The organism is Mesorhizobium monacense, assembly GCF_056781675.1.
In genome coordinates, this window is the sequence record NZ_CM165567.1 from 4,578,453 (window position 1) to 4,603,350 (window position 24,898).

Annotated in this window: 21 protein-coding genes and 1 pseudogene; 9 read left to right on the forward strand and 13 right to left on the reverse strand. The window is 61.4% G+C overall.

Translation table 11 applies throughout. The features are described 5' to 3' along the window. Window positions 1-9 precede the first annotated feature (9 nt). Both AC1RUK_RS22130 and argE read right to left on the reverse strand, forming a co-directional pair. Entirely contained in the window at window positions 10-933 is a 924-nt protein-coding gene (locus AC1RUK_RS22130) for a 2-hydroxyacid dehydrogenase (RefSeq protein ID WP_481838948.1), read from the reverse strand. Between the two features lie 17 nt (window positions 934-950). Continuing rightward, a complete protein-coding gene (argE, locus tag AC1RUK_RS22135; RefSeq protein ID WP_481838947.1) occupies window positions 951-2,075 on the reverse strand; it encodes an acetylornithine deacetylase in 1,125 nt (374 codons plus the stop codon). Window positions 2,076-2,318: 243 nt separating this feature from the next. On the opposite strand from argE, the gene AC1RUK_RS22140 reads away from it, so the two are divergent. Continuing rightward, on the forward strand, window positions 2,319-3,197 hold the full coding sequence (locus AC1RUK_RS22140; RefSeq protein WP_481838946.1) for a GNAT family N-acetyltransferase: 879 nt from the start codon (window positions 2,319-2,321) through the stop codon (window positions 3,195-3,197). Window positions 3,198-3,769: 572 nt separating this feature from the next. Here AC1RUK_RS22140 and AC1RUK_RS22145 read toward each other — a convergent pair. Next, window positions 3,770-4,702, reverse strand: a complete 933-nt coding sequence (locus tag AC1RUK_RS22145; RefSeq protein WP_481839428.1) for a LysR family transcriptional regulator — start codon at window positions 4,700-4,702, stop codon at window positions 3,770-3,772. 109 nt (window positions 4,703-4,811) lie between these two features. Between AC1RUK_RS22145 and AC1RUK_RS22150 the strand changes: the two are divergent. From AC1RUK_RS22150 to AC1RUK_RS22165, 4 genes and pseudogenes are all read left to right on the forward strand, one after another. After that, window positions 4,812-5,470, forward strand: a pseudogene (locus AC1RUK_RS22150) (DsbA family protein). A gap of 45 nt (window positions 5,471-5,515) precedes the next feature. Beyond that, complete coding sequence (locus AC1RUK_RS22155; RefSeq protein ID WP_481838945.1) at window positions 5,516-6,412, forward strand: MBL fold metallo-hydrolase; 897 nt, start codon at window positions 5,516-5,518, stop codon at window positions 6,410-6,412. A gap of 1 nt (window position 6,413) precedes the next feature. Next, the gene (locus AC1RUK_RS22160; RefSeq protein WP_481838944.1) at window positions 6,414-6,812 is read left to right on the forward strand and encodes a nuclear transport factor 2 family protein; all 399 of its coding nucleotides are present in this window, start codon (window positions 6,414-6,416) and stop codon (window positions 6,810-6,812) included. A 92-nt stretch (window positions 6,813-6,904) separates the two neighbouring features. Beyond that, window positions 6,905-7,276, forward strand: coding sequence for a helix-turn-helix transcriptional regulator (locus AC1RUK_RS22165; protein ID WP_481838943.1), 372 nt, complete (start codon window positions 6,905-6,907; stop codon window positions 7,274-7,276). 426 nt (window positions 7,277-7,702) lie between these two features. On the opposite strand, the gene AC1RUK_RS22170 is transcribed toward AC1RUK_RS22165, so the two are convergent. From AC1RUK_RS22170 to AC1RUK_RS22190, 5 genes are all read right to left on the reverse strand, one after another. Then, entirely contained in the window at window positions 7,703-8,623 is a 921-nt protein-coding gene (locus tag AC1RUK_RS22170) for a phosphorylase family protein (protein ID WP_481838942.1), read from the reverse strand. Between the two features lie 14 nt (window positions 8,624-8,637). Continuing rightward, a complete protein-coding gene (locus AC1RUK_RS22175) occupies window positions 8,638-9,336 on the reverse strand; it encodes an ABC transporter permease (RefSeq protein WP_481840106.1) in 699 nt (232 codons plus the stop codon). Between the two features lie 85 nt (window positions 9,337-9,421). After that, window positions 9,422-10,309 carry an ABC transporter permease gene (locus AC1RUK_RS22180; protein ID WP_481838940.1) on the reverse strand — a complete coding sequence of 296 codons (888 nt, stop codon included), beginning with the start codon at window positions 10,307-10,309 and terminating at the stop codon, window positions 9,422-9,424. Further along, on the reverse strand, window positions 10,306-11,343 hold the full coding sequence (locus tag AC1RUK_RS22185) for an ABC transporter ATP-binding protein (protein ID WP_481839427.1): 1,038 nt from the start codon (window positions 11,341-11,343) through the stop codon (window positions 10,306-10,308). Before AC1RUK_RS22185 ends, AC1RUK_RS22180 begins: the two co-directional genes overlap by 4 nt. A gap of 28 nt (window positions 11,344-11,371) precedes the next feature. Further along, window positions 11,372-12,415, reverse strand: a complete 1,044-nt coding sequence (locus tag AC1RUK_RS22190; protein WP_481838939.1) for an ABC transporter substrate-binding protein — start codon at window positions 12,413-12,415, stop codon at window positions 11,372-11,374. Between the two features lie 202 nt (window positions 12,416-12,617). Between AC1RUK_RS22190 and AC1RUK_RS22195 the strand changes: the two genes are divergently transcribed. Continuing rightward, window positions 12,618-13,616, forward strand: coding sequence for a LacI family DNA-binding transcriptional regulator (locus AC1RUK_RS22195; RefSeq protein WP_481838938.1), 999 nt, complete (start codon window positions 12,618-12,620; stop codon window positions 13,614-13,616). Between the two features lie 562 nt (window positions 13,617-14,178). Here the strand turns inward: AC1RUK_RS22195 and AC1RUK_RS22200 are convergent. The 4 genes from AC1RUK_RS22200 to AC1RUK_RS22215 form a co-directional block, all read right to left on the reverse strand. Beyond that, window positions 14,179-15,201 carry an IS110 family RNA-guided transposase gene (locus AC1RUK_RS22200; RefSeq protein ID WP_481838937.1) on the reverse strand — a complete coding sequence of 341 codons (1,023 nt, stop codon included), beginning with the start codon at window positions 15,199-15,201 and terminating at the stop codon, window positions 14,179-14,181. Between the two features lie 367 nt (window positions 15,202-15,568). After that, the gene (locus AC1RUK_RS22205; protein ID WP_481838936.1) at window positions 15,569-16,384 is read right to left on the reverse strand and encodes an oxidoreductase; all 816 of its coding nucleotides are present in this window, start codon (window positions 16,382-16,384) and stop codon (window positions 15,569-15,571) included. Between the two features lie 70 nt (window positions 16,385-16,454). Beyond that, a complete protein-coding gene (gene fabF, locus AC1RUK_RS22210) occupies window positions 16,455-17,756 on the reverse strand; it encodes a beta-ketoacyl-ACP synthase II (protein ID WP_481840107.1) in 1,302 nt (433 codons plus the stop codon). 47 nt (window positions 17,757-17,803) lie between these two features. Further along, window positions 17,804-18,382 (reverse strand): TetR/AcrR family transcriptional regulator, encoded by a 579-nt coding sequence (locus tag AC1RUK_RS22215; RefSeq protein WP_481839426.1) that lies wholly within the window; start codon window positions 18,380-18,382, stop codon window positions 17,804-17,806. A gap of 86 nt (window positions 18,383-18,468) precedes the next feature. On the opposite strand from AC1RUK_RS22215, the gene AC1RUK_RS22220 reads away from it, so the two are divergent. Further along, on the forward strand, window positions 18,469-19,578 hold the full coding sequence (locus AC1RUK_RS22220) for an efflux RND transporter periplasmic adaptor subunit (RefSeq protein ID WP_481836600.1): 1,110 nt from the start codon (window positions 18,469-18,471) through the stop codon (window positions 19,576-19,578). Continuing rightward, window positions 19,578-22,688: an efflux RND transporter permease subunit gene (locus AC1RUK_RS22225; protein WP_481838934.1), complete on the forward strand. Its 3,111-nt coding sequence runs from the start codon at window positions 19,578-19,580 to the stop codon at window positions 22,686-22,688. The genes AC1RUK_RS22220 and AC1RUK_RS22225 overlap by 1 nt, the downstream gene beginning before the upstream one ends. 166 nt (window positions 22,689-22,854) lie before the next feature. On the opposite strand, the gene AC1RUK_RS22230 is transcribed toward AC1RUK_RS22225, so the two are convergent. Next, window positions 22,855-23,694, reverse strand: a complete 840-nt coding sequence (locus AC1RUK_RS22230; protein WP_481838933.1) for an SDR family NAD(P)-dependent oxidoreductase — start codon at window positions 23,692-23,694, stop codon at window positions 22,855-22,857. Between the two features lie 101 nt (window positions 23,695-23,795). Between AC1RUK_RS22230 and AC1RUK_RS22235 the strand changes: the two genes are divergently transcribed. Beyond that, window positions 23,796-24,623, forward strand: coding sequence for a phosphogluconate dehydrogenase C-terminal domain-containing protein (locus AC1RUK_RS22235; protein ID WP_481838932.1), 828 nt, complete (start codon window positions 23,796-23,798; stop codon window positions 24,621-24,623). The last annotated feature ends 275 nt before the right edge of the window (window positions 24,624-24,898 follow it).

Consider the following 24,898-nt stretch of genomic DNA (forward strand, 5'->3'; position numbering starts at 1 on the left):
GTTTCCTTGTTAGTAGCCGAGCGTCCGATCGACGAGGCCGATCAGAGCCTTCCCGGCACGGTGGCGCCGGATGTTGTCCACGGCGGATTGCGCCGCCGTATGCGGTTGCGTCACCGAGGCGATGTGCGGCGTTATCATCACCTTCGGATGCGACCACAGCGGATGGTCTTCCGGGAGCGGTTCAGGATCAGTGACGTCAAGCATCGCCGCAGATAGGTGACCGGTGTCGAGCGCATCAATCAGCGCGGCCTGGTCGAGTTGCGGACCCCTGCCGACATGCAGCAGCCGCGCGCCCGGGGGCAGTAAGTCGAAGAACTCCGCATCGAGCATGCCGCGCGTTTGTTCCGTCAACGGCAGCAGGCAGACGAGAATATCCGTTCGCTTCAGAAAGCCCGCAAGTCGGTCCCTTCCATGAAAACAGGCAACGCCCTCGATCCGCTTTTCGCTGCGGCTCCAGCCGGCAATCGGAAACTGGAACGGCTTCATGCGCTCGATTGCCGCCTGGGCAAGCATGCCAAGACCAAGAAAACCGATCCGGCGTTCGGCCGCCTGTTGTGCGGCAATAGGATGCCAGAGGCACTTCTTCTGCTGATCGAGATAGGCGGGCATCTCGCGGTGGAGCGCCAACACTCCGAGCGCGACGTATTCTTGCATCATGCGTATGATGCCGTCCTCGACCATGCGCACAAGCTTCACATGGCTTGGCACCACGTCCTGCTTGAACTGGTCGACGCCCGCGCCGATGGAAAACAGCACTTCCAGATTGCGGTAGCGCGAGATCTCGTCCGGCACCGTCCAGGTAATGAGATAGCGCACCTTCTCCGGCTCCATCTCGTCGCCGGAATGGAAGAATTCCAGGTCCGGGAGCTCACGCGCGAAGATCTCGCGGAAGACCGCAGCACGCGCGGCATCGGAATTGAAGAGAAACGCCATGGAAACCGCCCCATCCTTCAGGCCGCGAGGCGCGCGCCGAGCCCGTGGATCATCTTCTGGCAAGCGGCGAGTTCACCGATCTCGATGTACTCATTGGGACGATGCGCGCGGGAAATTTCGCCGGGCCCGCAAATGATCGCATCGATGCCGGCCTGCTGGTAAAGCCCTGCCTCCGTGCCGTAGCTGACTGCAGTGAGCGGCTCTTGCCCCGTCAACTCGGTCAGGATGGCTGCTAGCTCACTCCTATTCGCGGCCGCGAGGGCGGGATAGGTGCTCAACTCGTGCCAAGCTACCTCGAAGCCGCTGTCGCGCAGGGCGAAAAGCCGGGCCTTGACCGGCTCGAGCAGAGAGGATGGAGAAACGCCCGGCACCGCGCGCACCTCGATATCGGCAGTGCACCGGTCAGGGATGATGTTGACCGCCTGTCCACCGGCAATGACGCCCACCTGCAACGAAGAATATGCGGGCTCGAAATTTTGATCGAGCGGTCCGTCTGCGAGGGATTGGCCATAGGCTACGGCGTGCGTGATGACGCCGGCCATGGCGTGCACGGCATTAAGTCCGAGATCGGGGCGTGACGAATGGCCGGATCGTCCGATCACCTCGAGGCGCGCGGCGGCTTTCCCCTTGTGCGCGCGCACCGGCTGCATCCGGCTCGGCTCGCCGATAATCGCGCCAAGCGGCCTCTCGCATAAACTCGGCAACGCCGCCAAGAGATGCCGCACGCCACGGCACCCCGCCTCTTCGTCGTAGGAGAATGCGAGATGAATTGGCTGCGGCAGGTCCATCGCCGCAAGTCCTGGGAGCGCGGCCAATGCGCAGGCGAGAAAGCCCTTCATGTCGGTTGTGCCGCGGCCGTAAAGCCTGCCGCCCTCGCGGCGCAGGACGAACGGATCCGAGCTCCATTCCGCCTCGCCCGCTGGCACGACATCCATATGTCCGGAGATGATGTAGCCACGACCCTGGCGCGGGCCGATCGTGATGAAAAGGTTGGACCGATCGCCCTCGGGGCCGGTGAGAACCGTCACCTCAGCTCCCGCTGCCTGACAGTGGTCACGGATCCAATCGACGATGGTGCCGTTTGGCGTGCCCACAACAGAGGGAAATGCAATCAGGGTCGCGAGGATTTCTTCCACGTTCATTGCGGTCCGCTCTGCTTGCGCATTTTCACCGGGTGCGACCAGCCTATCTGTAGGCAGCAGTGTTCCCTGCCGAATCGCGTCGTGCTTTGGCCGAAGATTGCGAAAAAGAACCTCGAACCAGCGAAACCTGCTGGCTTTTCCCTGTAAAGCTGCGGCAAAAGAAGCCTGTCGCAAACATGGCAATCGGCGCCAGGATCAAAACCGCGTGCCTTGGGCATTCGTGGAAGGATCGGATCGATTCGAATGCAGAAATCAGTACGCCTGAAATCCTTCGAACTGGCCGCCCGGGACATCGATGATGTCGATGTTGAGCTGCTGCACGCGCTGTCGATCTCGGTTCGCTGGCCGCATCGCCCCAAGGACTGGGACGTGCTGCGTCGCGCCGGCCACGGCATCGTCGCCGTTGATGGTATCGGGCGCGTTTTCGGGAGCGCAATGTGGTTTCCCCACGGGGACGACTTCGCCACGATTGGCCTAGTGATCACGACGCCCCGCATACAGGCACAGGGAGGTGGCCGATGGCTTATGGACCAGGTCCTCGAGCAGTGCGGAGATCGCAATCTAGCCCTGAACGCAACCCATGCCGCCTATCCGCTCTATGTTTCTCTCGACTTCACGAACGAGGCGATCGTCTATATGCGCCAGGGACAGGTCTCACAAACACTCCCGCCGATACCAGATCTCGATGGTGAACTAAGTGACCTCCCTAGCGACAGGCTCGGTGACATCACCGCGCTAGACGCGCGCGCATTCGGGATAGACCGTGCAAGGCTGCTTGCTTTGCTCTCGGAGGATGCCTCAATATCCACGTTGAGCCGTGGCGGACAGATTGTTGGCTATTCCATGTGTCGCGAGTTCGGGCGCGGTCATGTGGTTGGCCCCATTGTGGCTCAGAACGACCATGACGCGGTTCATCTCACAGCAATCCATCTGAAGAAGTTGGCAGGTCGATTCACGCGCGTCGATTCGCGCGAGAGGGATGGCGTATATGCGGAGTTTCTGCAGCACAGCGGCCTCGGGATTGACGAGACCGTGACGACAATGTCCAAAGGCCGCCGCTTCCTGAACCGGGAAGACAATGGGCCGCGGGTCTACGGATTGGCCGGCCACGCCCTGAGCTGAAGCACGCTCCGCCTCAACAAGCGGTCAGAGGCGCAGATCGACCGCCGCCTATTTGTACGCTAGCGCGCGCTAGCGCCCTACACAGCGAAGAGCGGACTTTACAACGACCGTCTGAGAGTTCAGATCGAAGGATGAACGGGAACAACTGAAGCAAAATGAAACAAGATAGAGGTAACAATTGGCAGACAGCGACGGCGCCGAAAGTACGCTATTGCCGCCGCTTCCCCTCTACTCCCACTCGATTGTTCAAATAGTATATAACCCACTGTCAAATATTTTTCATCATTGCGCAAAGTCCGACACCAGAACCGTCAAAAAATTACGCTGTTGATTTTAAAGGGAAAATCGAAGCAAAAAATATTTGAGGTTTCACCAACTATCGGGAACAATCGGACGATTTTTGCACCTTTCGGCTTTCGACTAGGCGTGTCTGCCGTCTCGAAAAGTACCGTCACCGGCTGCAAATAGGGGCTTTTTTTCGTAGTAATTTCAACCCGAATTGTGGGTCTAATAGACGTCCTATCGGTGTGGACTTTATTGACCTTACGTGGGACAAAATCAGACATCTTCCCCTATCGTTCCGTATGGTCCGCAGCCTGGGAACTCCGTTCCCCACTACCCTTCTGCTGCTCGGATGCGATAAGCATTTCGACGAAAGCGGTCACCTTGCGCGGCCGGAACCGCGCCGCCGGATAGACCGTATGGATGCCTCCGGAGGGCAGCGACCATTCCTTGAGGACGCGGATCAGCCGTCCCGATGCCAGCTCGTCGGCCACCGAGAAATCCGGCAGGACCGCAAGACCGCCCCCGGCTCGAACTGCCTCGAGCACCCCTGGCGTGGTGTCGATGGCTATCCTCGCCTGCATGCGAACAGCGCGTCTCTCGAGGTCGCCACGCGAGAATTGCCACAGCAGCGGTTCGCGCAGCGCCATGTTGGCGACGAACGGCAGCTTCGCAACATCGTCTGGATCGAGGACTGCCGCGATCCGGTCCGTAAACTCGGGTGCGGCGACCAACAATTGCCGGAAGGAACCGATCCTGCGCGCTTGGAGCGTGGAATCCGTGAGCCAGCCGACGCGAACCGCCATGTCGATCTTGCCGGATGTGAGATCGATCGTGTGGTCGCTCAGCGTCTGCTCCACGCGGCAGGCGGGATAGCGCGCCGCAAACGCGGCGACGACCGGAGCGACCACCGCGGTGCCATAGTCGTTGGGCGCGGTTATCCGCAAGATCCCGGTCGGCTCGATGGCGGCCTGGGCGAGTTCGTCGAAGGCGTCCTCCGCCTCGCGCAAGATCATCACACAACGGGCGTGAAACATTAAGCCTGCCTCAGTCGGATGGACGCGTCGGGTCGTACGGACGAGAAGGCTTGCCCCGACATCCTGTTCAAGCTGTGCCACCTGATGGCTCACCACGGCCTTGGTGATGCCGAGCCGCTCCGCCGCACGGGTGAACGATCCGGTGTCAACGACCGCCGCGAAATAGGTCAATCGATTGAGGTTCATGGGTTCGATTTCGTGGCTGATTGTCAAATAATAACTAACATTCTGTCGTACTTGTTGATCTTCTACAATCAATATCTGTCTGCCATATCTGGGGCCAGAGGACCCGGATATGACCGCAACCACCCACATCACCTATCTCTTCGACCCGCTTTGCGGTTGGTGCTATGGCGCCTCCGCGGCACTCGAAAAACTTGTCGCCAGACCGGACTTCGTCATCGAACTCGCGCCGACAGGTCTTTCGCCGGCGCCGGCGCTCGGCCGATGGACGACGGGTTCGCCACCTATGCCTGGACCAATGACCAGCGCATTTCCCGCTTGAGCGGCCAGCCCTTCAGCGAAGCCTATCGGCACGACGTGCTTGGCGACCGTACGCGCCTTTTCGACTCCGGCCCGGCGACGCTGGCGCTCACTGCTGTCGCCGGCACCGCGCCGGACCGGGAGTTCGAAGCGCTGAAAGCCATTCAGCGGGCGCGCTATGTTGACGGCCGCGACATCACCGATATCGCCATCCTCTCCGATGTGCTGCGTGCGCTCGGCCTGCGGAAGGCCGCCGAACGCCTGGCAACGGCCGATGACGAGCTGATTGCCGCCTATCGCAAGCGCATCGAGGCCGCCCGCGCAGAGATGCGCCGCTTCGGCGCCGATGGCGTGCCAGCCCTGATCGAGGGCGTCGCGGAGAGCCGCCGCCTTGTGCCCGGGAATGCGCTTTACGGCAGCCATGACGTTCTGGTCGCCAGGCTGAAGGCCCTGAGCCTGGCCACCAGCTAGACAGCCCCTGAACTCGCATCCTCAACCAACACCAAGGAGACAGTCATGTTCACACGGAGAACCATCATGAAAACGACCCTCGCCGCCGGCGCCGCTGCCGTCTTTGCTCCCGCAGGGCTTGGTCATGCTGCCGCTGGACTTTCCTGGAAGCATTTTCCCGCCGGGGAAAACGGCTTCTTCCGCGCCCCCGTTCTGGTCTCCGGGGCGACTGAAGCCGTGCTGATCGACGGCGGCTTCACATTCCCCGATGGCAAGGCCCTGGCCGAGGCGATCAAGGCAACGGGCAAGAAGCTCACCACCATCTATGTCAGCCAGTCCGACCCGGACTATTACTTCAGCCTCAAGCCGATCAAGGACGCTTTCCCCGACGCGCGCGTGATCGCCGCCTCGGAGACGGTGGCCGCCATCAAGGGCAGTATCGACAAGAAGCTCGCCGTATGGGGTCCGCAGCTCAAGGAAAATGGTCCGCAGACGCTCGCCGATGTCGTCATCCCGGAGATCTTCGACGACAAGACGCTCAGCGTCGATGGCGAGACCATCGAAATCGTCAATGCCGAAGGCCTCGCCAACCGGCGCTATCTGTTCGTGCCATCGCTGAACGCAATGTTTGGCGGCGTGATGATCTTTGCGGGCGTGCATGTCTGGACCGCCGACACGCCGACCAAGGAACAGCGCGCCGCATGGATTGCCAATCTTGAAAAGATCGCGGCGCGCAAGCCGGCGATTGTGGTTGCCGGTCACATGACGCCGCAGTCCCCTACCGACCTCTCGGGCGTCGAGCACACCAAGGCCTATCTCATTGCCTTCGAGGAAGAGCTGGCCAAGGCCAAGGACGCGGCCGCGCTCAAGAGCGCCATGGAAGCCCGCTTCCCCGGCCTCGGCATGGGCGTCGCACTCGACATCGGCTCCAAGGTTGCCACCGGCGAAATGAAGTGGGGCTGAGATGGGCGCCCATCTCGATCTGATCCGCGCCACCTATGAGGGAAAGTCGGAAGACAACGGCCGCAACCTGCTGGCCGCTCTCGCCACCGATGCACGGTGGACCGAAGCCGAGGGTTTCCCATATGCCGGGACCTATATCGGCGCGGAAGCGATCATCGCCGGTGTCTTCCGGCGCCTCGCCACGGAATGGATCGGCTACCGCGCCGACGTTCACACCTATCTCGAAGACGGCGACCGTGTCGTCGCCTTCGGAGTTTACTCCGGCACCTACAAGGCGACGGGCAAGTCGATGCACGCCGCCTTTGCCCATCTCTACGAAGTGAGAGACGGAAAGATCGCGAGCATGACGCAGTATGTCGACACATTCCTGGTCCAGCAGGCGCTAACGCCGGATGCTTGACCGACATTCCACTGGCGGCGTTAGCGAACTCGGCGGCTCGAACAGGCGAATTCGAGGTTCATCAAACATCCTCCAACCACAGGAGGATAGATATGACCAAGAAGCCAAGCCGCGTACGCGTCCTGATGATGCCCTATCATGATGACGGTGACAAAGATCCAGTGGGATATTCGGGTCCCGCAACCGTCCTAACAGGCCTGCCGCGAACAATAAGGCGGCACGAGTTGCGGCTCATCGTGCCGCTCGCCGAAAGCACCATTTACGAGATGGAAAAGCGCGGCGAATTCCCTCGCCGCTTCAATCTTACGCCGCGATGCGTCGTATGGGACCTTGAAGAGGTCGAAGCATGGCTGGAGCAGCGCCGCCAGGCCTACATCGAGGGCCGCGCGAAGATCGCGCCGTGGCCGGACGTCCATCGGCGCAAGAGCCGCCCGGTTAAACGGACCGACGACAGGTCTATCTGAAACGGAGGACCATCGCGTCGGCACGGGCGCGATGGCCCACTCATCACGACGACAAGCCACCTAGCTCGAACCACCTCCGTTCCTTCAAAGCCAAGTGATCGCGCATTTCACCTGAGGGAAGGATCGAGAGGCAACCCGACGTTCCTCGATGCGTTGGGTACTAACCCTAGCAGGAGGATTCTCACGTCGCACCGATCGGAAGCTCGCAGAGTTCACGGGGGCGCTGACGAGGCATGATGTCGAACGCGGAATCGTTCGTGAGCTTACCTATGACATCAAGCCGGGAGCGCTTCTGACATAGATCAGGGAACGACTGCCATTGGGCCGAAGCGAACCGGACGCTTCGAGCATGGGACGTTCAAAATCGGGCTTACAGTTGGGCGCGAAGACCGTAGTTACGTGACCAATCCGGGCCCCCTCGCTCCTTCAGAACCGGGTAGACCGCTCTGCCGGTTGAGGCGATTTCAAGCCTTGGCAGGAGCATTGGGGACTAGCCGGAAGACGTGCCGCCGTCTCCAGCGCAACCCGCGAGGCTGTCATAGAGAGGCCTGGCAACACGTCCTCCTGCAGCAATGCCTGGCGATTGCGGTCCATATAGTCGTTGAAACCTGCCGTCACGAACGCAAGAGGCACGAAACACGCGCCAATCTCGCGCGACAAGGTAGCCTCAGGGGCGATCGAATGGTTGAGCACATCCGCTCCCATGCTTCGAAACGCCAAGGCTTCGGCTGGGGTGGTCAGTCGCGGCCCGTAACAGTGAGCAGCCACCAACTGCTGTTCGATACCATGAACGCGGCATTCGGCTGGCCAATGACGGCGGGCCGTTTCGACCAGAATCTCCGCACATCTTGGACATACGATCTGCTTGCCCGAGCAGTCGAAGCTCTGGCGGCCGGGAAGCAGTGAAAACGGGGTCTGCGTCAGTTCGATGATATCGGCGTTCACCACTAGGTCGCCAGGCTTGATCGCCTTGTTGACGGCGCCAATGGTCGAGCAGGACAAGACCTGCCTTACACCCGCGCTCATCAACACCCAGAATGCGCGGCGATGGCAGGAATGGTCGATATGGTCACGGGGATTGCCGTGCGAATACATGCACAATGCGCGCTTCGTTTTACCTTCGGCGGTAATCGACGCGTCGAATTCGAGCAGCTTCCAGTTGTCGCTGCGACCGAAAGGCGTTTCGAAGCTCATGTCGCGCAGCAAGGTGCTGATGCCATCGACTTCGACATCTTCCGGGAAGGCAAGCCCCCAGTTTGCCGACCCGGTGATGATCGCCAATCCCACCTGGGGTATGTCCGTTGGTTGATCCGTCAGATCGTCGGCAGTGTGATGATTGGCAGGCATGTTTCCGGTCTCGGTCAGGATTTTTGGCGAAGGGTCACGATCAGGACAGCGACCACGACAATGGCCGTCCACAATGTCGAGATCGCCGCTATAGTCGGATCGATCTGATCGCGCAGCGACAGGAACATGAGCTTCGGCAGAGTGCTGTTTTGGCCACTCGCGACGAAGATCGAAATGACGGACTCGTCGAGCGACGTCAGGAAGGCCATCAATGTGGCCGACAACAAGCTGATCTGAAGTTGCGGGACAATTATGCCGCCAATGGCTCTTGCCCAGTTTGCGCCGAGGCTGCGCGCCGCCTGGACCTGGTTCCAGTCAAAGCGGGCCAGAGCGGGCAACAGCACAATGCACGCGACCGGAATGGCCAGCACCACATGCCCGACCAGTACGCCGAACAGCGTTCCGACCAGACCTTGCGCCGCGAGCACGAAGAAGAGGCCGATCGCAAGCAAAATTCCCGGCACGATCGAGGGGGCGAGCAGAACGCCTTGAATGGCTGAGGCGGTCTTTCCGCCGAGCCGGTTCATCGAGATGCAGGCCAGCAGTGCCAGGGGCACCGCGACCACCGCCGTCAATGTGCCAAGGATCAGGCTTGTCCTGAGCCCGGCCATCCATGTCGCCGAACCGAAGAAATTCTCGTACCAGCGCAACGAGTATGCGCGTGGCGGAAACTCGAGAAGATCGGACGCCGAAAAGGAGAGCGGCACGACCACCAGTGTCGGCAGCATCAAGAACGCCATTGCGAGCGCGGAGAAGCCCCACAGGAGGATGCGGGCCAGCCTGTTGTCCGGATAGGCTTCAAGCATGGGCCGTACCGACTTTGCTGCGCGCCATCAATCGCCGCGCCGCCAGGAACATCACACCGATCAGCGCCATGAGAACGAGCAGCAGAATGCCCAGGACGCTCGCCGAACCCCAGTCCTGAAAGGTCGACAGCGTGCGCTCGATCCGGACGGAGAGTGGATTCACCTTCCCGCCGCCAAGCACCGCCGGCGTGATGAAAAAACCGATCGTGTAGATGAAGACGATCGTCGAACCCGAGACGATGCCGCCGGCCGAGAGGGGCAGAATGACCGTGCGGATCACTTGCCCGAGCGTGGCTCCCATGCTCGCCGAAGCGCGAACAAGATTGGCGTCGATATCGCGCATCGCGGCATAAACGGGCAACAGGAAGAGCGGCAGCATGTAGTGAACCATGCCGATCAGCGTTCCGGTAAAATTGTAGACAAGCGGCAATGGCTCCGCTGTCAGGCCCGAACCTGTCAAAGCCGCGTTGATCAGGCCTTCGCGTCGCAACAGCACGAGCCACCCATAGGTGCGCACCAGAATGGAAGTCCACAACGGCAGCATGACGAAGGCCATCAGCAAATTGGCCACCCTTGGTTTGGCGCTGGCCAGAGCGAGCGCCAAGGGGGTGCCGAGAAGGATGCAGAACGCCAGCGTCCCCAAGGACAGCTCAACGGTTGTTACGAGTGCCGACCATGTCAGTCCGCTCGAAAGCACCTTCTCGTAATTGCCGACGGTATAGTCACCACCGCTGGTCACGAAGGACTGCCGGATGATCCATAGGATGGGCAGTATCGCCGCCAGTCCAACGATGAAAAGCGCCGGAAGCGACAACGCAAGGAAGAACCGCCGCTCGCTTCGCGCATCGGCCGCGAGCGCGGGATCGGCGGTGGCGGTCACGCTATCGCTCCCGGTATCGCGTGAATTTTCGCTGCCGATGCATACACGGTCACCCGCTGACCGGCGGCAAGCTCGGCGCAGCCGCCGGCAAGCGCTGACGGAATGCAGACAAGAGCCTCCTGCCCGCCATCAAGCGCCAGCGTCAAAAGCCAGTTCTCGCCGCGAAACGCCTTGGCGCGCAGCATTCCGTCGAGCGCCACTCCGTCTCGCCCGACGAGCTTGACATCAAGGTGGAAGCTTTCCGCGCGGATCATCAGGGTCTCGCGTGACGCACCGCCGCCGTCGATTGTGCGCACCGAGCCGGGGGCCAGAATATTGGCCTCGCCCATGAACTGCGCGACGAAGCGGGTCGATGGACGATCATAAATTTGCTGCGGCGTGTCGATCTGCTGGATGCGGCCGGAATTCATTACCGCAACCCGGTCGGACATGGTCAGCGCTTCGCGCTGGTCATGTGTCACATAGATCGTGGTGATCCCCAGATCGTCGTGCAGACGCCGGATCTCGTACTGCATGGTTTCGCGCAGGTTCCTGTCGAGCGCCGACAGCGGCTCGTCCATCAACATCACGCGTGGTTCAAAGACGATGGCCCGCGCCAGCGCCACCCGCTGGCGCTGGCCGCCGGACAGTGCGGCAATGCTGCGCTCCGACAGACCCTCCAGCTTCACGCGGGCCAAGGTGTCAAGCGCCCGCTGCCGGGCCTCCGCTTTCGGCGTCTTGCGCAGCGCCAACGGATACTCGACATTCGCCAGGACGTTCATGTGGGGAAACAGGGCGTAGTTCTGGAATACGATGCCGATGTCGCGCTTGTTGGGAGCCAGGCGGGTTATGTCTCGATCACCCAGCAAGAGCTTGCCGCGATCTGGCCGGACAAAACCGGCCAGCGCCATGAGCAGCGTGGTCTTGCCCGACCCGGACGGCCCCAGAAGGGTAAGGAATTCGCCAGCCCGAACGTCGAGCGAGACATCGTCCAGCGCGACGTAGGACCCGTAGGCCTTGCGCAGGCTGTCGATGGTGATCGGAAGCGACTTCATCATGTGCTCGAAGCGATGAATTCGGGACTTAGCGGTTCATCATCTCATCGAAGGCCTTTTGCGCGGCCTCGCCGTTCTTGACCCACCAGTCCGCATTCGAAAACACCGAAGTGCCGGCATTTTCAGGTGCGGTCGCCAGGGTCTTCAGACGGTCCTTTGGGATGAGCCCCCCCTCGTAGGCGGCAGGATTAACCGGACCATAGGCGATGAAATCGGTCAGCTTCGCCACGCGCGCGGGCTGCGTCATCGCCGCGATCAGCTTCATGGCCGCTTCCTTGTTCGCCGCTCCCTTCGGCACCCCAAGGCAGTCCGTGCCGATGACGGAACCTTTGAAGGTGTAGTCAACCGCGCCGCCATCCGCTTTCACGGTCTGCGCTCGTCCGTTCCAGGTAACGACCAGATCCGCCTCGCTGTCTTTCAGCAACTGCGCGGATTGGGCTCCCGAGGTCCACCAGACCGAGACATTTGGCTTGATCGCCTCAAGCCGCTTGATGGCGCGCTCCAAGCCCTCCGGCGTGCTGAGCACGGGATAAACGTCCGCCGGCGCCACGCCATCGGAGAGCAGCGCGATTTCGATCAGATCCTGCGCATTGGCGCGCAGCGCGCGGCGGCCCGGGAACTTGGTAACGTCCCAGAACTCCGCCCAGGTCTTCGGCGGAGTCTCGCCATAGGTCTTGGTGCTCCACGACATGACGGTGCCATAGGAGTCGAACGGATAGCAGTAGTCGGACTTTGCGCCGGCCGGCACGGAGTTGGGATCGATGACCTTGTAGTCAAGCGGCTCCAGCAGCGACTGTGCGGCCGCCTGCGCGCCTTCCGGTGAGCCGAGATGGATGATGTCGGTGGTGACCGCGCCCGCGGTGACCTGCATCTTTAGGGCAGCCAGGCCGTCGCTCTGCGTCTCCTCGCGGACATCATAGCCAAGTTCCTTTGCAGCTGGGGCCCACATGGCCTCCTTTATCGCGTTGCCATAGTCGCCGCCCGCGCTGGTGATGGTGACTGTTTGGGCCCAGACGGGCAAGGCAGCCGAGACTGCGATAGCCGCCAGGGAAATGCGTAGCAACCAAGACATGTGTTCTCCTCCCAGGATTCATCAAAAAGTCGCATATGCAGGCTTTTTTTATAATCGTAACGTTACGATTACCGCGAAATGCCCTAAAGTCAAGCTGGGTTCGAATTGCGGTGAGTTCGGATTTGACCGCCGGATTGAATCCGGTAACGTTACGATGCCCAGCAAAAATTAGCCGGCGCTTTCCCAAATCAAGTCGGGCGACATGGCCAATCTAAAACAGATCGCGGCGGAACTTTCCCTTTCGGTGACCACAGTATCGCGCGCCCTGAAGGATGGCCCGGAGGTGCATCCCTCGACCGTGGCGCGCGTCAAGGAGGTGGCGAAGCGGGTCGGCTATGTACCGAACCATCACGGTCGCGCGCTGAAAACCGGACGAACCCTGACGCTGACGGCAGTGCTGCCGATGGAGACACGCGACTACCTCTCCGATCTGGCGAAGCTTCCCTTGATCGAAGGCATGACGCTGGCGGCGCGGCAAGCGGGCTATAGTCTGTCCATCCATTCCACCACACCCGACGATGATCCCGTCGAAAGTTTGCAGCGCCTGCTTCAGGCGCGCAGCGCGGACGGCCTGATCATCACACGCATGGTCTCAGGTGATCCGCGCGTCAAGCTGCTGCTGGATCAACGCGTTCCGTTCGTCGCGTTTGGAAGAACCGACCTGGATATCGCCTATCCCTACGTCGATATCGACAATGAGCAGATTGCCTACGATGCGACCCAACGGCTCATGGACAAGGGCTGTCGACGCATCGCGCTGCAACTTCTCGTGCCGAAGGATCAGGCGAGCGCCATGCGTCTTGCAGGTTATGGAAGGGCGATGGCCGAGGCCGGTATTCCGATCGACCAATCGCTGATCGGTCACGGCACGTTCACGATGGAATCGAGCGCGGCATGGTTCGATCGCTTGCTGGCGTCGTCAGATCCGCCAACGGGCTTGGCATGCGCCAACGAACTGGGCCTTCTGGGAGCGTTGCACGCCCTCGGCAGGCGGGGTCTTGAGCCGGGCCGTGACGTCCACATCGTTACACGGGACAACACGCGTCTGGCGCGCTTCCTGCCGGCGAAGATCGGCGTTCATTCCGTAGACATGGCGGACGTCGGACACAAACTTATCGAGGTCCTGGAAAGCCGGATCGCAAATCCGCTTGGGCCGGTCGCGACAGTCTTGTTCAAAGGTGATTTCGACCCTGGCGAATAGTCGGACCCGAAGAAGCCGGGCTGAGTTAGATACTCAAAAAGGGAAAAGCAGAAATCCGTATTACCGACAACTACCTCGGTTTGATCCTGGGCGAACCTGACAGTGCGGTTCCAATGATGCCGAGCCTTTTCCGTTCCGGAGATACGGAATTCAGGCGGCCACCTCGTCTTAAACCGGCTGGATCAGCGCCTTTGCGGCATCTGCTCCTGCCGCAAGGATACGATCCGACAATTCCGTTCCCTCCACGGCACGGGCCATCTGAAGTGCGCCAATTGAACGACCGAAATGGGCCGTGTATGGACGGCTCTCCGTTGGCAAGGGTTCTATTTGAGCGCTCTGCAGTTGCTGGTTGGTGCGGCCATGTATCCGACCTGTAGGTGCGGCTCTTCATATGCCGCTGGCCATAATGCCATTCGCGCGGCTCAGGTCCCGATCGAAAGCTCGCACTCGAAGGTGCACGGCCCAATTGGGTTCTCCTGATCCGGCGGTATCAACCGGCTTTGTGCATTAGCTCCTGTCCGCCCTTTCCAACCTCGTCGGCGTTCGCTCGCCTTGTCTCGTTCTATGCGATGACCGGCTCCCTGTAGCGCTCGCCGCTTGTCATCAACGCCCAGACCATCCGGGCGGTCTTGTTGGCGAGCGCTACCGCTGCAACCTTGGCCGTTCGCCGGGTCATCAGTTGCACGAGCCATGGCCGCCTAGTCCCGTTCCGCTCGGCATATCGGATGACCGCCATCGCGCCGACCACGAGCATCTGGCGCAAGTAACGATTGCCGGCTTTGGAGATGCTGCCGAGCTTCTCCTTGCCCCCGCTTGAGTTTTGCTTCGGCACGAGCCCGATCCAGGCCGAGAGGCAGCGCCCCGACTTGAAAGCGTGCGCATCGGCGACGGTCGCCACGAACGCACTCGCCAGCAACGGGCCCACGCCTGGTATCTCCATCAACCTGCGACCAAGCTCGGTCTCTCTCGCACTCGCCCGGACCCTTCGATCATTCTCGAGTATCTGCGCCTTCACGACCCTGAGCTGCGCCTCGAGCATCTGCAGGCAGAGCCGTGCGTCAGCTGGCACCCTCGGGTCGTTCTCGTCGTTGATGACGGCAAGCAGTTGCTCGATGCCGCCCCGCCCGATCGGCGCCACGATACCGAACTCCGAGAGATGCGCCCGCAACGCGTTCGATAGCTGGGTGCGCTGGCGGTTGAGCATCAACCGAACGCGGTGCAACATCATCACACTCTGCTGCTCGGGCGTCTTCACCGGCACGAAGCGCATGGTCGGCCGGGTCACAGCCTCGCAGATGGCCTCAGCATCGGCCGCATCGTTCTTCTGCCGCTTCAAGTAGGGCTTCACATACTGCGCAGGAAGCAGCCGCACATCATGGCCTCGTGCAATCAGTTCTCTAGCCCAATAGTGCGAGGAGCTGCATGCCTCGATCCCGACGAGGCATCGGGGCAGATTCTCGAAGAACCCCAGGACCCGCCCACGGGTCAGTTTCCTGCGGATGACAACCTCGCCAGCCGCATCCACGCCGTGTACTTGAAAGACCGACTTCGCGAGATCCAGACCAATCGTCGTAGCAATGCCCATGGCAGCTCTCCTCCAGCTCTAACCCCGCGACTATAGCCGCAAGGGGGTGGAGAGCCGTCCACCGCATCAGAAGCGGACTTTCCGCTTAGGGGCTTGGAATGTGAAAAGCTGACATTTAGGCGCCCCCCATGCATCGACGTGAAATGACCTCAGTCGGACCATGCCGAGCCAACTTAGATGCCGGAAAGAAGACGTCCGGGTAAACTCAGCGCGCGGAACCAACTCTTGGAAACGATGGGCCGTCCATCGTCCGCCAATATTAGGCTTCGGTCTTTCTCGCCAATGTGGCGCCGATGTTTCCGGCGCCGATGATTCCAATCTTCATCGTATGTCCTTTCGCGACTGTTAGATGTTGCTGATGCCGACGTCAGACCGGCAGCCCGAGCTGCTTTCGCAGGCTTTTGTCGAATGCGGACGCGGGTACGAAACGGCGCAGGAAACTGACCTGGCGCGCCATTTTTCCCGCCGCATAGCGCCTCTTCGGAGCGCGATCGATCGCAGCGGCCAGAACGGTCTTGGCAACCACTTCGGGCGCATCGCCCTTTTCCATCGCTTTCCGCACCGCTGCAGTCATGCCGGCGCGCGCGGAGTCATAGATATCAAGCAACTGATCGGGGGCGGCGAGATTGTCCTCGAATGACGTGCGAGTATAGGCGGGCTCCACCAACGAAACGCGAATGCCGAACGGGCGCAATTCGTGATCGAGCGATTCGGAATAACCCTCGATGGCATGTTTGGTCGACGCGTAAAGCGCGAAATAGGGAGCCGGGATGAACCCCTGTACCGAACTCAAATTGACGATTCTGCCTTTCCCTTGGCGTCGCATTGCCGGCAACACCGCGTTGGTCACGCGCAAAACGCCGAAGACGTTCACGTCGAACAGTGCCTGGGCCTGGGCGGTCGAGGACTCCTCCGCGCCGCCAAACAGACCCATGCCGGCATTGTTGACAAGCAGGTCGATGCGTCCGGCCTTGGCCAGAACGTCATCGACCATTTTCGCAACAGACGCGTCGTCGGTCACGTCGCAGGTCAGCATGGTAACGCCATCGGATTGCTTGGAGGCCGTGCGACGGCTGGTTCCGAATACGCGATAGCCCGCGCTTAGCAAGGAATCAGCCGTAGCGCGGCCGATGCCGGAGGATGCCCCTGTCACGATGGCGACGCCAGGATTGGTCTTGTTCATGGAAATCATATCTTTCTTTGTGTTGGAACGGAGTTGGAGAAGCATGAAAGGTCGGTGTGAGGGGTGCCAATCATGAGCGCCCCTGACCCTCGCGTCGGGCCGCCGGGGCGGTCCAGCGCCTGAACAAGGCGCTGGCATTCACGCCGCCAAAGCCGAAACCATTGGAGATCGCGTACTCCATCTCCATTGGCCGGGGCTCGTTTGCGACGAAGTCGATGCCGTCGGCGGCCGGATCGGGAGCGCTCAAATTGAGGTTCGGCGGGGCGACCTGATCCCTGAGCGCCAGGATCGCGAAGATGGCACCAAGCCCGCCGGCCGCACCCAGCAGGTGTCCGGTCGCCGATTTTGTTGCACTGACAGCTATCGCGTAATCGCGCCCGAATACGCTCTTGATCGCTTCGACCTCACCCAGGTCGCCGACTGGCGTGGAGGTCGCATGCGCATTGAGATGACGAACCTCGCGCGCCGAAATCCCTGCTTGCGCGATTGCGATCTCGATGGCCCGGCGCGCACCGCCGCCGTCCTCGGGACCAGAAGTGACGTGATGAGCATCCGCGGTCGTGCCGTAGCCGACGAGCTCGGCGAGCGGTTTTGCGCCGCGCGCCAGCGCGTGGCTCAACGCCTCGATGACCAGCACGCCGGCTCCTTCGCCCATGACAAAGCCGTCCCGCGACACGTCGAAGGGACGCGAGGCTTGAGCCGGTGCCCAATTGAAGCCGGTTGAAAGAGAGCGTGCGGCGGCAAACCCACCGAGGCTGACGATGTTCATGCAGGCTTCCGTGCCCCCGCACACGGCGATGTCGGCTTCGTTTGCGCGGATAAGGCGGGCTGCGTCTCCGATCGCCTGGATGCCGGCCGCGCACGCCGTCACCGGTGCGCCGAGTGGACCTTTGAAGCCATGACGGATCGAGATCTGGCCCGCTGCGAGGTTCACCAGGAAGGACGGCACCGTAAAGGGCGACAGGCGGCGGGCGCCCCGCGTGTCCACCGTGCGCACCGCCTCGGTGATGGCAGGGAACCCGCCGATGCCCGAGGCGATGATCGTGGCCGTGCGCAGGCGATCCGTCTCCAAGGCAGGCTTCCAGTTTGCCTGCGCAAGCGCCTCTTCCGCCGCCGCCAGCGCAAAGAGAATGAACCGATCTACCTTGCGCTGATCCTTCGCGGACAGGATGACATCGGGATCGAAACCAGCGTCCGGATCTTCATCCAAGGAGGGAACCACGCCGCCAATCTTCGCCGGCAAGTCCGCCACCACATCGTCCGCAAGCCTACGGATGCCCGAACGACCGGCCAGCAGGCGCGACCAGGACGCTTCAACATTGGCGGCAAGGGGCGTGACCGCTCCCATCCCTGTAACAACAATCCGTCGCATCTGTTTTCCTATCAAATTGGGTGCAGCGCCAGCACTGCGCACGCCGCTCAAGCGCCGGCTGCTTCGCGAACCTGAGCGGTCGCCGCATCCAGAAAAGCCTGCGCGAGGTCGGGGTCGTTGACGACCCGTGAGAGGAGCACCGCACCGACCATTGTCGAGAGAATGGCCATGGCCTTGCCGCCGGCCTCGTCGGCATTGGCCTCGGCAATGAAACGGCCGAGGATCTCGAGATGCTCCTTGATGCCGGCTTCGAACGACGCTTTTACGTCCGAGCCCTGTCTGGCGGCATCCGAACCAAGCGCCACGATTGGGCAACCGTCCCTCTTTTCTCCGCTATGGTCCATGCTGAGGTAGAACGCGGTCACCGCGCCGAGCGGATCCTCAGGGCTTGCCGCAGTCGCGACTGACCATCGGTGCGTGGCGCTCTCCATTGCCCGCCTGGACGCCTGCGCCGCCAGGTCGTCCTTTGACTCGAATTGCTTGTAAAAAGCGCCCTGGGTCAGCCCGGCACCCTTCATCAGATCCTTGAGGCCAATGCCGTCAAAGCCGCGCTCCCGAAAAAGCCGGCTTGCCACATTGATCACGGTTTCGCGGTTTTCCGCAGCCTGACTACGACTCACACGCATCATCAATCTCCTTTTTTAGATTGCATTCGTAATCTATAATCGATATAGAGGATGAACGCAATCTATTTTGAGATGAGGCGACCAGCATGAAAAAGAGAACCGTTATCGTATTGGGATCGACCCTGATGGCGATGTCATGTGCGGCGGCATTCGCCACGTTTGCTACTCCTGCGCAGGAAGCCCCTTTGGTGACCGACCCGAGGCAGGAAGCACCATTCGTCAGATTGGTGTCGGCAGCGCCGGTGACCGGATCAGAACGCGGCTTCACCGGCATCATCGGGGCGAGGGTGCAGAGCAATCTCGGCTTTCGGGTTCCTGGAAAGATCTTGGAACGGCTGGTGGACGTCGGTCAGGCGGTCAAAACCGGTCAGCCGCTGATGCGGATTGACGATACCGATCTGCGCCTTGCGCTTTCGGCGAAGCGCAATGCCGTTGCCGCAGCGCGGGCAACCGTCGTCCAGACGCAGCCGGATGAACGGCGATACGCCAGCTTGCTCGGCAGTGGGTGGGTTACACCCCAGCGCTACGAGCAGGCGAAGGCTGCGATGGATACAGCCCAGGCGCAACTTGCCGCCGCCGAGGCCGACGCACGGGTCGCCGAAAACGAGGCGGCCTATGCAGTCCTTTTGGCCGACGCGGATGGAACAGTGGTTGAAACGCTCGGCGAGCCGGGGCAGGTCGTCGCTGCCGGCCAGCCAATAATCCGGATCGCCAAGGCCGGCCCCCGCGAAGCGGTGGTCACGCTTCCCGAAACGATCCGGCCGGCGATCGGCTCTGCGGCCGAGGCTAGCGTGTATGGGGGCGATGAGCGTCGTTACTCAGCGCATCTGCGGCAGCTGTCGGACTCCGCCGATGCCCAGACCCGCACTTATGAGGCCCGCTATGTGCTCGACGGCGAGGCTGCTGCAGCACCGCTTGGCGCTACGGTAACCATTCGGCTTGCAAGCCAGGTGAAACAGCCGGAGGTCCAGGTGCCATTGGGAGCCGTGCTCGACGACGGCCGGAAGACCGGCGTTTGGGTGTTGGACAGCGCCACCTCGACCGTACACTTTCAGCCCGTGCAGCTTGTTCGTGTAACCAGCGAAACCGCTGTGATCTCCGGATTGAACTCCAACGTTCCCATTGTGTCGCTCGGCGCCCACCTCCTACGGGAGGGCGCTCTCGTCCGGACTGAGTCCGAAAGCGGGAGCAACTGATGAGCTTCAATCTTTCCGCGATCGCCGTTCGCGAACGCGCCGTCACCCTTTTTTTCATCCTTCTGCTGGTGGCTGCCGGTGCCTACGCCTTCCTCATGCTCGGCCGGGCGGAGGACCCGAGCTTCACCATCAAGACCCTGACTGTCACGACGGCATGGCCGGGCGCGACGGCGCGCGAGATGCAGGACCTCGTCGCCGAACCGTTGGAGAAGCGGCTTCAGGAACTGACCTGGTACGACCGGGTGGAGACGACCACACGGCCGGGTTATGCGTATATGACGGTCACGCTCAAGGACAGCACACCGTCGTCCGTCGTGCAGGAGGAGTTCTACCAGGCTCGCAAGAAGCTCGGCGATGAAGCCCGCAACCTGCCGCCCGGCGTCTTTGGCCCCTTCGTCAACGACGAATATTCGGATGTGAGCTTCGCCCTTTATGCGCTGAAGGCCAGTGGCATGCCGATGCGGGAACTGGCGAGGCAGGCGGAGGTGATCCGCCAGGACCTCCTGCACGTGCCCGGCGTCAAGAAGATCAACATCCTTGGTGAACGTCCCGAACAGATATTCGTCGAGTTTTCCTACGCCAAGCTGGCAACCCTCGGCGTGTCGGCACAGGACATCGTCGCTGCCTTGCAGCGGCAGAACACCGTCACGCCCGCGGGCTCGATCGACACAATGGGGCCGCGGCTCTTCATTCGGGTCGACGGCGCCTATAACAGCGTTCAGGCGATCGCCGACACGCCGATTGTCGCTGCGGGGCGGACGCTGAAGCTCTCCGATATTGCCGAGGTCAGCCGCGGCTATGAAGACCCTCCCACATACCTCATCCGGCGTCAGGGCGAGCCCACCATCATGCTCGCAGCGGTTATGCAGGAGGGCTGGGATGGGCGCGCGCTCGGCAAGGCACTGGAGGACAAGACTGCCGCGATCGCGCAGACACTGCCGCTTGGGATGACGTTGGACAAGGTGTCAGATCAGGCTGTCAACATCACTTCGGCGGTTGACGAATTCATGTTGAAGTTCGCGATGGCGCTCGGCGTCGTGCTGCTGATCAGCCTGCTCAGCATGGGCTGGCGCGTCGGCATCGTCGTGGCAGCTGCCGTCCCTCTGACGCTCGCCGTCGTGTTCCTCATCATGCTGGAAACCGGCCGGTTCTTCGACCGCATAACGCTCGGCGCCCTCATTCTGGCGCTTGGTCTTCTCGTGGACGACGCCATCATCGCCATCGAGGTGATGGTGGTGAAGATGGAAGAGGGCATGGACCGCATCAAGGCGGCGGCCTATGCGTGGAGCCACACCGCGGCGCCGATGCTATCCGGAACGCTGGTGACGATCGCCGGCTTCGTGCCGGTGGGTTTTGCGCGCTCGACGGCCGGCGAATACGCCGGCAACATCTTCTGGGTCGTGGGGTTCGCCCTCATCGTCTCATGGGTCGTAGCGGTGGTCTTCACGCCCTATCTCGGCGTCAAGATGCTGCCCGCGATCAAACCGGTCGAGGGCGGTCACCACGCCATTTACAACACGCCTAACTATCGACGTTTGCGGCGGCTCATCACCTTTGCCGTGCGGCATAAGTTCGTAACCTGCGGTATCGTTGGCATCGCCTTCGCGCTTTCCGTCGTCGGTATGGGGGGCATCAAACAGCAGTTCTTCCCGACATCCGACCGCCCCGAAGTGTTGGTGGAGGTTCGCCTGCCGGAAGGTGCCAGCATCGAGACAACGACCGCCGCGGTCGAGAAGCTCGAACATTGGCTGGATAGCCAGCCCGAGGCCAAGATCGTGACGAGCTATGTCGGTCAGGGTGCTCCGCGCTTCTTCTTCGCGATGGCCCCGGAACTGCCTGATCCTGCCTTCGCGAAGATCGTCGTGCTGACCCCGGACGCCGAGGCGCGTGAGGCGTTGAAGCACCGGCTCCGGGAGGCCGTGGCGCAGGGGCTTGCACCCGAGGCGTATGTCCGCGTTACACAGCTCGTGTTCGGCCCCTACACGCCGTTCCCGGTCGAGTTCCGGGTCATGGGACCTGATACCACTCAACTCTACAGCATTTCCGAAAAGGCCCTCGACATCATGCGGGGCGTCCCGGACGTGCGACAGGCCAACCGTGACTGGGGCAATCGCACGCCCGTGCTTCGCTTTGTCCCCGATCAGGATCGACTGAACCTCATCGGCCTCTCGCCGGCGGAGGTGGCCCAGCAACTGCAATTCCTCCTCACCGGCATCCCCGTTACGCAGGTCCGCGAGGACATTCGCAACGTACCCATCGTGGCGCGCAGCGCCGGCGGCGAGCGACTGGATCCGGCGCGTCTGGCGGATTTCTCGCTGATAAGCCGGGATGGCCGCTCGATTCCGCTCGACCAGATCGGGCATTCGGAAATCCGTCAGGAAGAGCCAATCCTGAAGCGCCGCGATCGCACGCCCGTTGTCACGATCCGCGCGGACATCAATGAGGCGACCCAGCCTCCGGAGGTCTCCAAGCAGATCATGAAGGCCCTTCAGCCGTTGATTGCGTCCCTTCCGGTCGGCTATCGCATCGAAATGGGCGGATCGATCGAAGAGGCTGAAAAGGCCAACACCGCGCTGGGCAAGGTCTTCCCGGCCATGATAGCCGCCATGCTGATCGTCATCATGCTGCAGGTGCGGTCCTTCTCAACGATGTTCATGGTCGTGCTGACGGCACCGCTTGGCCTTGTCGGCGTCGTGCCGATGCTGCTCACCTTCCACCAGCCCTTCGGCTTCAACGCCATTCTGGGCATGATAGGGCTGGCCGGCATCCTGATGCGCAACACGTTGATCCTGACCGAACAGATCAAGGAGAACCGTGCTGCCGGCATTGACGACTATCACGCCGTCATCGAGGCCACGGTGCAACGCACACGGCCCGTCATTTTGACCGCACTTGCCGCCGTACTGGCCTTCATCCCCCTCACGCACTCCGTCTTCTGGGGTTCAATGGCCTATACGCTGATCGGCGGCACGGCGGCTGGCACGGTGTTGATCCTGCTCTTCCTTCCCGCGCTCTACACCGCGTGGTTCCGGATCAAGCCGACCGCGGATGACATCCATGAGGTTTCGACGCAGGAATTGGAACTGCGACCAGCTATGGCTGCCGAGTAGGGCTCTGTGTTGTCGAACCTCGTTTGTCTGCATGGGGGACTGGCGGGTTCGATGCGAATGAGAGTAGTCAGTGTGGTTGACGGTAGCGGGTATTCACGTAATAGATTGATATTATTGATAAAATTGTAGCGGGAGCGCGCTACCGTCTTTCCCCATACGCATCACATCAGCGGTTCCTGCTCCGTTGTCTTGGATGAAGATTCTTTTTGATTTGCGCCCTACTATGTGGTCGCGTCGAAGGATAGCGACGCGGAAACGGCCGTTGTGCGTCAATCTGCTCGCGAATAATCTTCAGGTTCGCCTCCACAATTTCCATGGCATCGGCACCGGCCACGAAGCGTAGCGGCAGTTCACCGGAATCCGACAGGGTCACGAGGGCGGCAGCAAGCTTCGCTGGGTCGCCGCCTTGTTGGCCGTTCATGCCCTTCCACGCGGTGATCGTCTGCGCCGTGCGTTCCGCATCGTCGTTGATCGTGAGTTCCGGCCAGATCGTGGAGGCACCCTCGACCAGCAGTTCGGTCCGGAAGAAGTCCGGCTCGACTGCCATTACGCTGATGCCGTAGGGCGCCACATCGTAACGCAGCGATTCCATCCATCCCTCAAGCGCGAACTTCGATGCTGCATAGAACTCCATGTCGACGAGAGCGGCGGTGGACGTGACGGTGATCACCTGACCGCTGCGCTGCTTGCGCATGATCGGCAGGATGGCGCGCGTCACGTTCAAAGGACCGAAGAAGTTGGTCTCCATCTGTGCCCGGAACTGGGCGTCGCTGATCTCCTCAAAGTAGCCGGCATAGAAGACGCCGGCATTGTTCACGAGGACATCGATACGACCGAAGCGGTCAACGGCAGCTTGGGCGGCGGCCGCTGCTGCGTTGTGGTCGGTGATGTCGAGTGCGATCGTCAGGAGATTGTCGTGGGCGCCAATCGCCTTGAGCACTCGATCCGCATTGCGCCCCGTCGCGGCGCTTTCGCCGCGGAGCCAGGCGGCATGAATCAGCGGCATTCCACGCCGATCTAGATTGCAAAATGATGGTAGAGTGATTATACCAGTTGATAAGATGACGATCGGCGGAGCCATCGTTGGATATCAGGAGCAATGGATACATGACAACGATTGCGCTGTTCGGTGCCGGTGGGAAAATGGGTTACCGCCTGTCGACCAATTTTCGCGGATCGCCCTACACGATACGTCATGTCGAGGTCAGCGAAGCCGGCCGTGAGCGGCTGAAGACCGGACTGGGCTTCGATGCGACCAGCGCCGACGAGGCGCTCGACGGTGCCGATGTGGTGATCCTGGCCGTTCCCGACACGCATATCGGCAAGGTGGCGGCGAGCATCGAAAACAAGCTCGCGCCGGGCACGATGGTGGTGGTGCTCGACGCGGCGGCCCCGTTCGCCGGCCATCTGCCGAAGCGGCCGGATCTCACCTATTTCGTCACCCATCCCTGCCATCCGCCGATCTTCAACGACGAGACCGAGATGGCGGCCAAGAAGGACTTTTTTGGCGGCGTCAAAGCCAAGCAGCATTTCGTCAGCGCGCTGATGCAAGGGCCGGAGGAGCATTACGCCAAGGGCGAGGAGATCGCCCAGATCATCTGGGCGCCGGTGATGCGCTCGCACCGCGTCACCGTCGAACAGATGGCATTGCTCGAGCCCGGCCTGTCGGAAACGGTGTGCGCCTCGCTGCTGGTCGTCATGAAGGAAGCCCTCGACGAAGTCGTGGCGCGCGGCGTCGATAGGCAAGCGGCACTCGACTTCCTGCTCGGCCACATGAACGTGCTCGGCGCCGTCATCTTCGGCGAGACCAAGGGCGTGTTCTCGGATGCCTGCAACAAGGCCATCGAGTTCGGCAAGCCGGTGCTGATGCGCGACGACTGGAAGCGCGTCTTCGAGCCGGAAGAGATCGCCGCCAGCATCCAGCGCATTACCTAAAAGGCCGATCCGGGCGCTTTCCGGAGCGCCTCGATGCGCCAGCGCAGCGTTGGCGGCGCTCCAACTCGGTCACTCATCAGGTACATATCATCTGAATTAGTGATTGACTCATCATACCAGTTTGCATTAGCTGTTTTCGGCTTGGATCGTTCACGCTTCGCCGGGAAATCGAAGCGGGACGAGTGGAGGACGGCGGGGAACGGGAGCGACGACGCGCGGCCTGCACTGCCTGACGAATTCAATGCAGACATTGGCCTCGGTCGCCCGAGGCAGAG

Bases quoted from the DNA above. Each gene is read 5' to 3' on its own strand.
- AC1RUK_RS22225 (WP_481838934.1), top strand. From the start codon at position 19,578: ATGAGCTTCAATCTTTCCGCGATCGCCGTTCGCGAACGCGCCGTCACC.
- AC1RUK_RS22230 (WP_481838933.1), bottom strand. From the start codon at position 23,694: ATGCCGCTGATTCATGCCGCCTGGCTCCGCGGCGAAAGCGCCGCGACG.
- AC1RUK_RS22205 (WP_481838936.1), bottom strand. From the start codon at position 16,384: ATGAACAAGACCAATCCTGGCGTCGCCATCGTGACAGGGGCATCCTCC.
- AC1RUK_RS22160 (WP_481838944.1), top strand. From the start codon at position 6,414: ATGGGCGCCCATCTCGATCTGATCCGCGCCACCTATGAGGGAAAGTCG.
- AC1RUK_RS22165 (WP_481838943.1), top strand. From the start codon at position 6,905: ATGACCAAGAAGCCAAGCCGCGTACGCGTCCTGATGATGCCCTATCAT.
- AC1RUK_RS22130 (WP_481838948.1), bottom strand. From the start codon at position 933: ATGGCGTTTCTCTTCAATTCCGATGCCGCGCGTGCTGCGGTCTTCCGC.
- AC1RUK_RS22155 (WP_481838945.1), top strand. From the start codon at position 5,516: ATGTTCACACGGAGAACCATCATGAAAACGACCCTCGCCGCCGGCGCC.
- AC1RUK_RS22190 (WP_481838939.1), bottom strand. From the start codon at position 12,415: ATGTCTTGGTTGCTACGCATTTCCCTGGCGGCTATCGCAGTCTCGGCT.
- AC1RUK_RS22195 (WP_481838938.1), top strand. From the start codon at position 12,618: ATGGCCAATCTAAAACAGATCGCGGCGGAACTTTCCCTTTCGGTGACC.
- argE (WP_481838947.1), bottom strand. From the start codon at position 2,075: ATGAACGTGGAAGAAATCCTCGCGACCCTGATTGCATTTCCCTCTGTT.
- AC1RUK_RS22170 (WP_481838942.1), bottom strand. From the start codon at position 8,623: ATGCCTGCCAATCATCACACTGCCGACGATCTGACGGATCAACCAACG.
- AC1RUK_RS22140 (WP_481838946.1), top strand. From the start codon at position 2,319: ATGCAGAAATCAGTACGCCTGAAATCCTTCGAACTGGCCGCCCGGGAC.
- AC1RUK_RS22185 (WP_481839427.1), bottom strand. From the start codon at position 11,343: ATGAAGTCGCTTCCGATCACCATCGACAGCCTGCGCAAGGCCTACGGG.
- AC1RUK_RS22200 (WP_481838937.1), bottom strand. From the start codon at position 15,201: ATGGGCATTGCTACGACGATTGGTCTGGATCTCGCGAAGTCGGTCTTT.
- fabF (WP_481840107.1), bottom strand. From the start codon at position 17,756: ATGCGACGGATTGTTGTTACAGGGATGGGAGCGGTCACGCCCCTTGCC.
- AC1RUK_RS22235 (WP_481838932.1), top strand. From the start codon at position 23,796: ATGACAACGATTGCGCTGTTCGGTGCCGGTGGGAAAATGGGTTACCGC.
- AC1RUK_RS22145 (WP_481839428.1), bottom strand. From the start codon at position 4,702: ATGAACCTCAATCGATTGACCTATTTCGCGGCGGTCGTTGACACCGGA.
- AC1RUK_RS22220 (WP_481836600.1), top strand. From the start codon at position 18,469: ATGAAAAAGAGAACCGTTATCGTATTGGGATCGACCCTGATGGCGATG.
- AC1RUK_RS22215 (WP_481839426.1), bottom strand. From the start codon at position 18,382: ATGCGTGTGAGTCGTAGTCAGGCTGCGGAAAACCGCGAAACCGTGATC.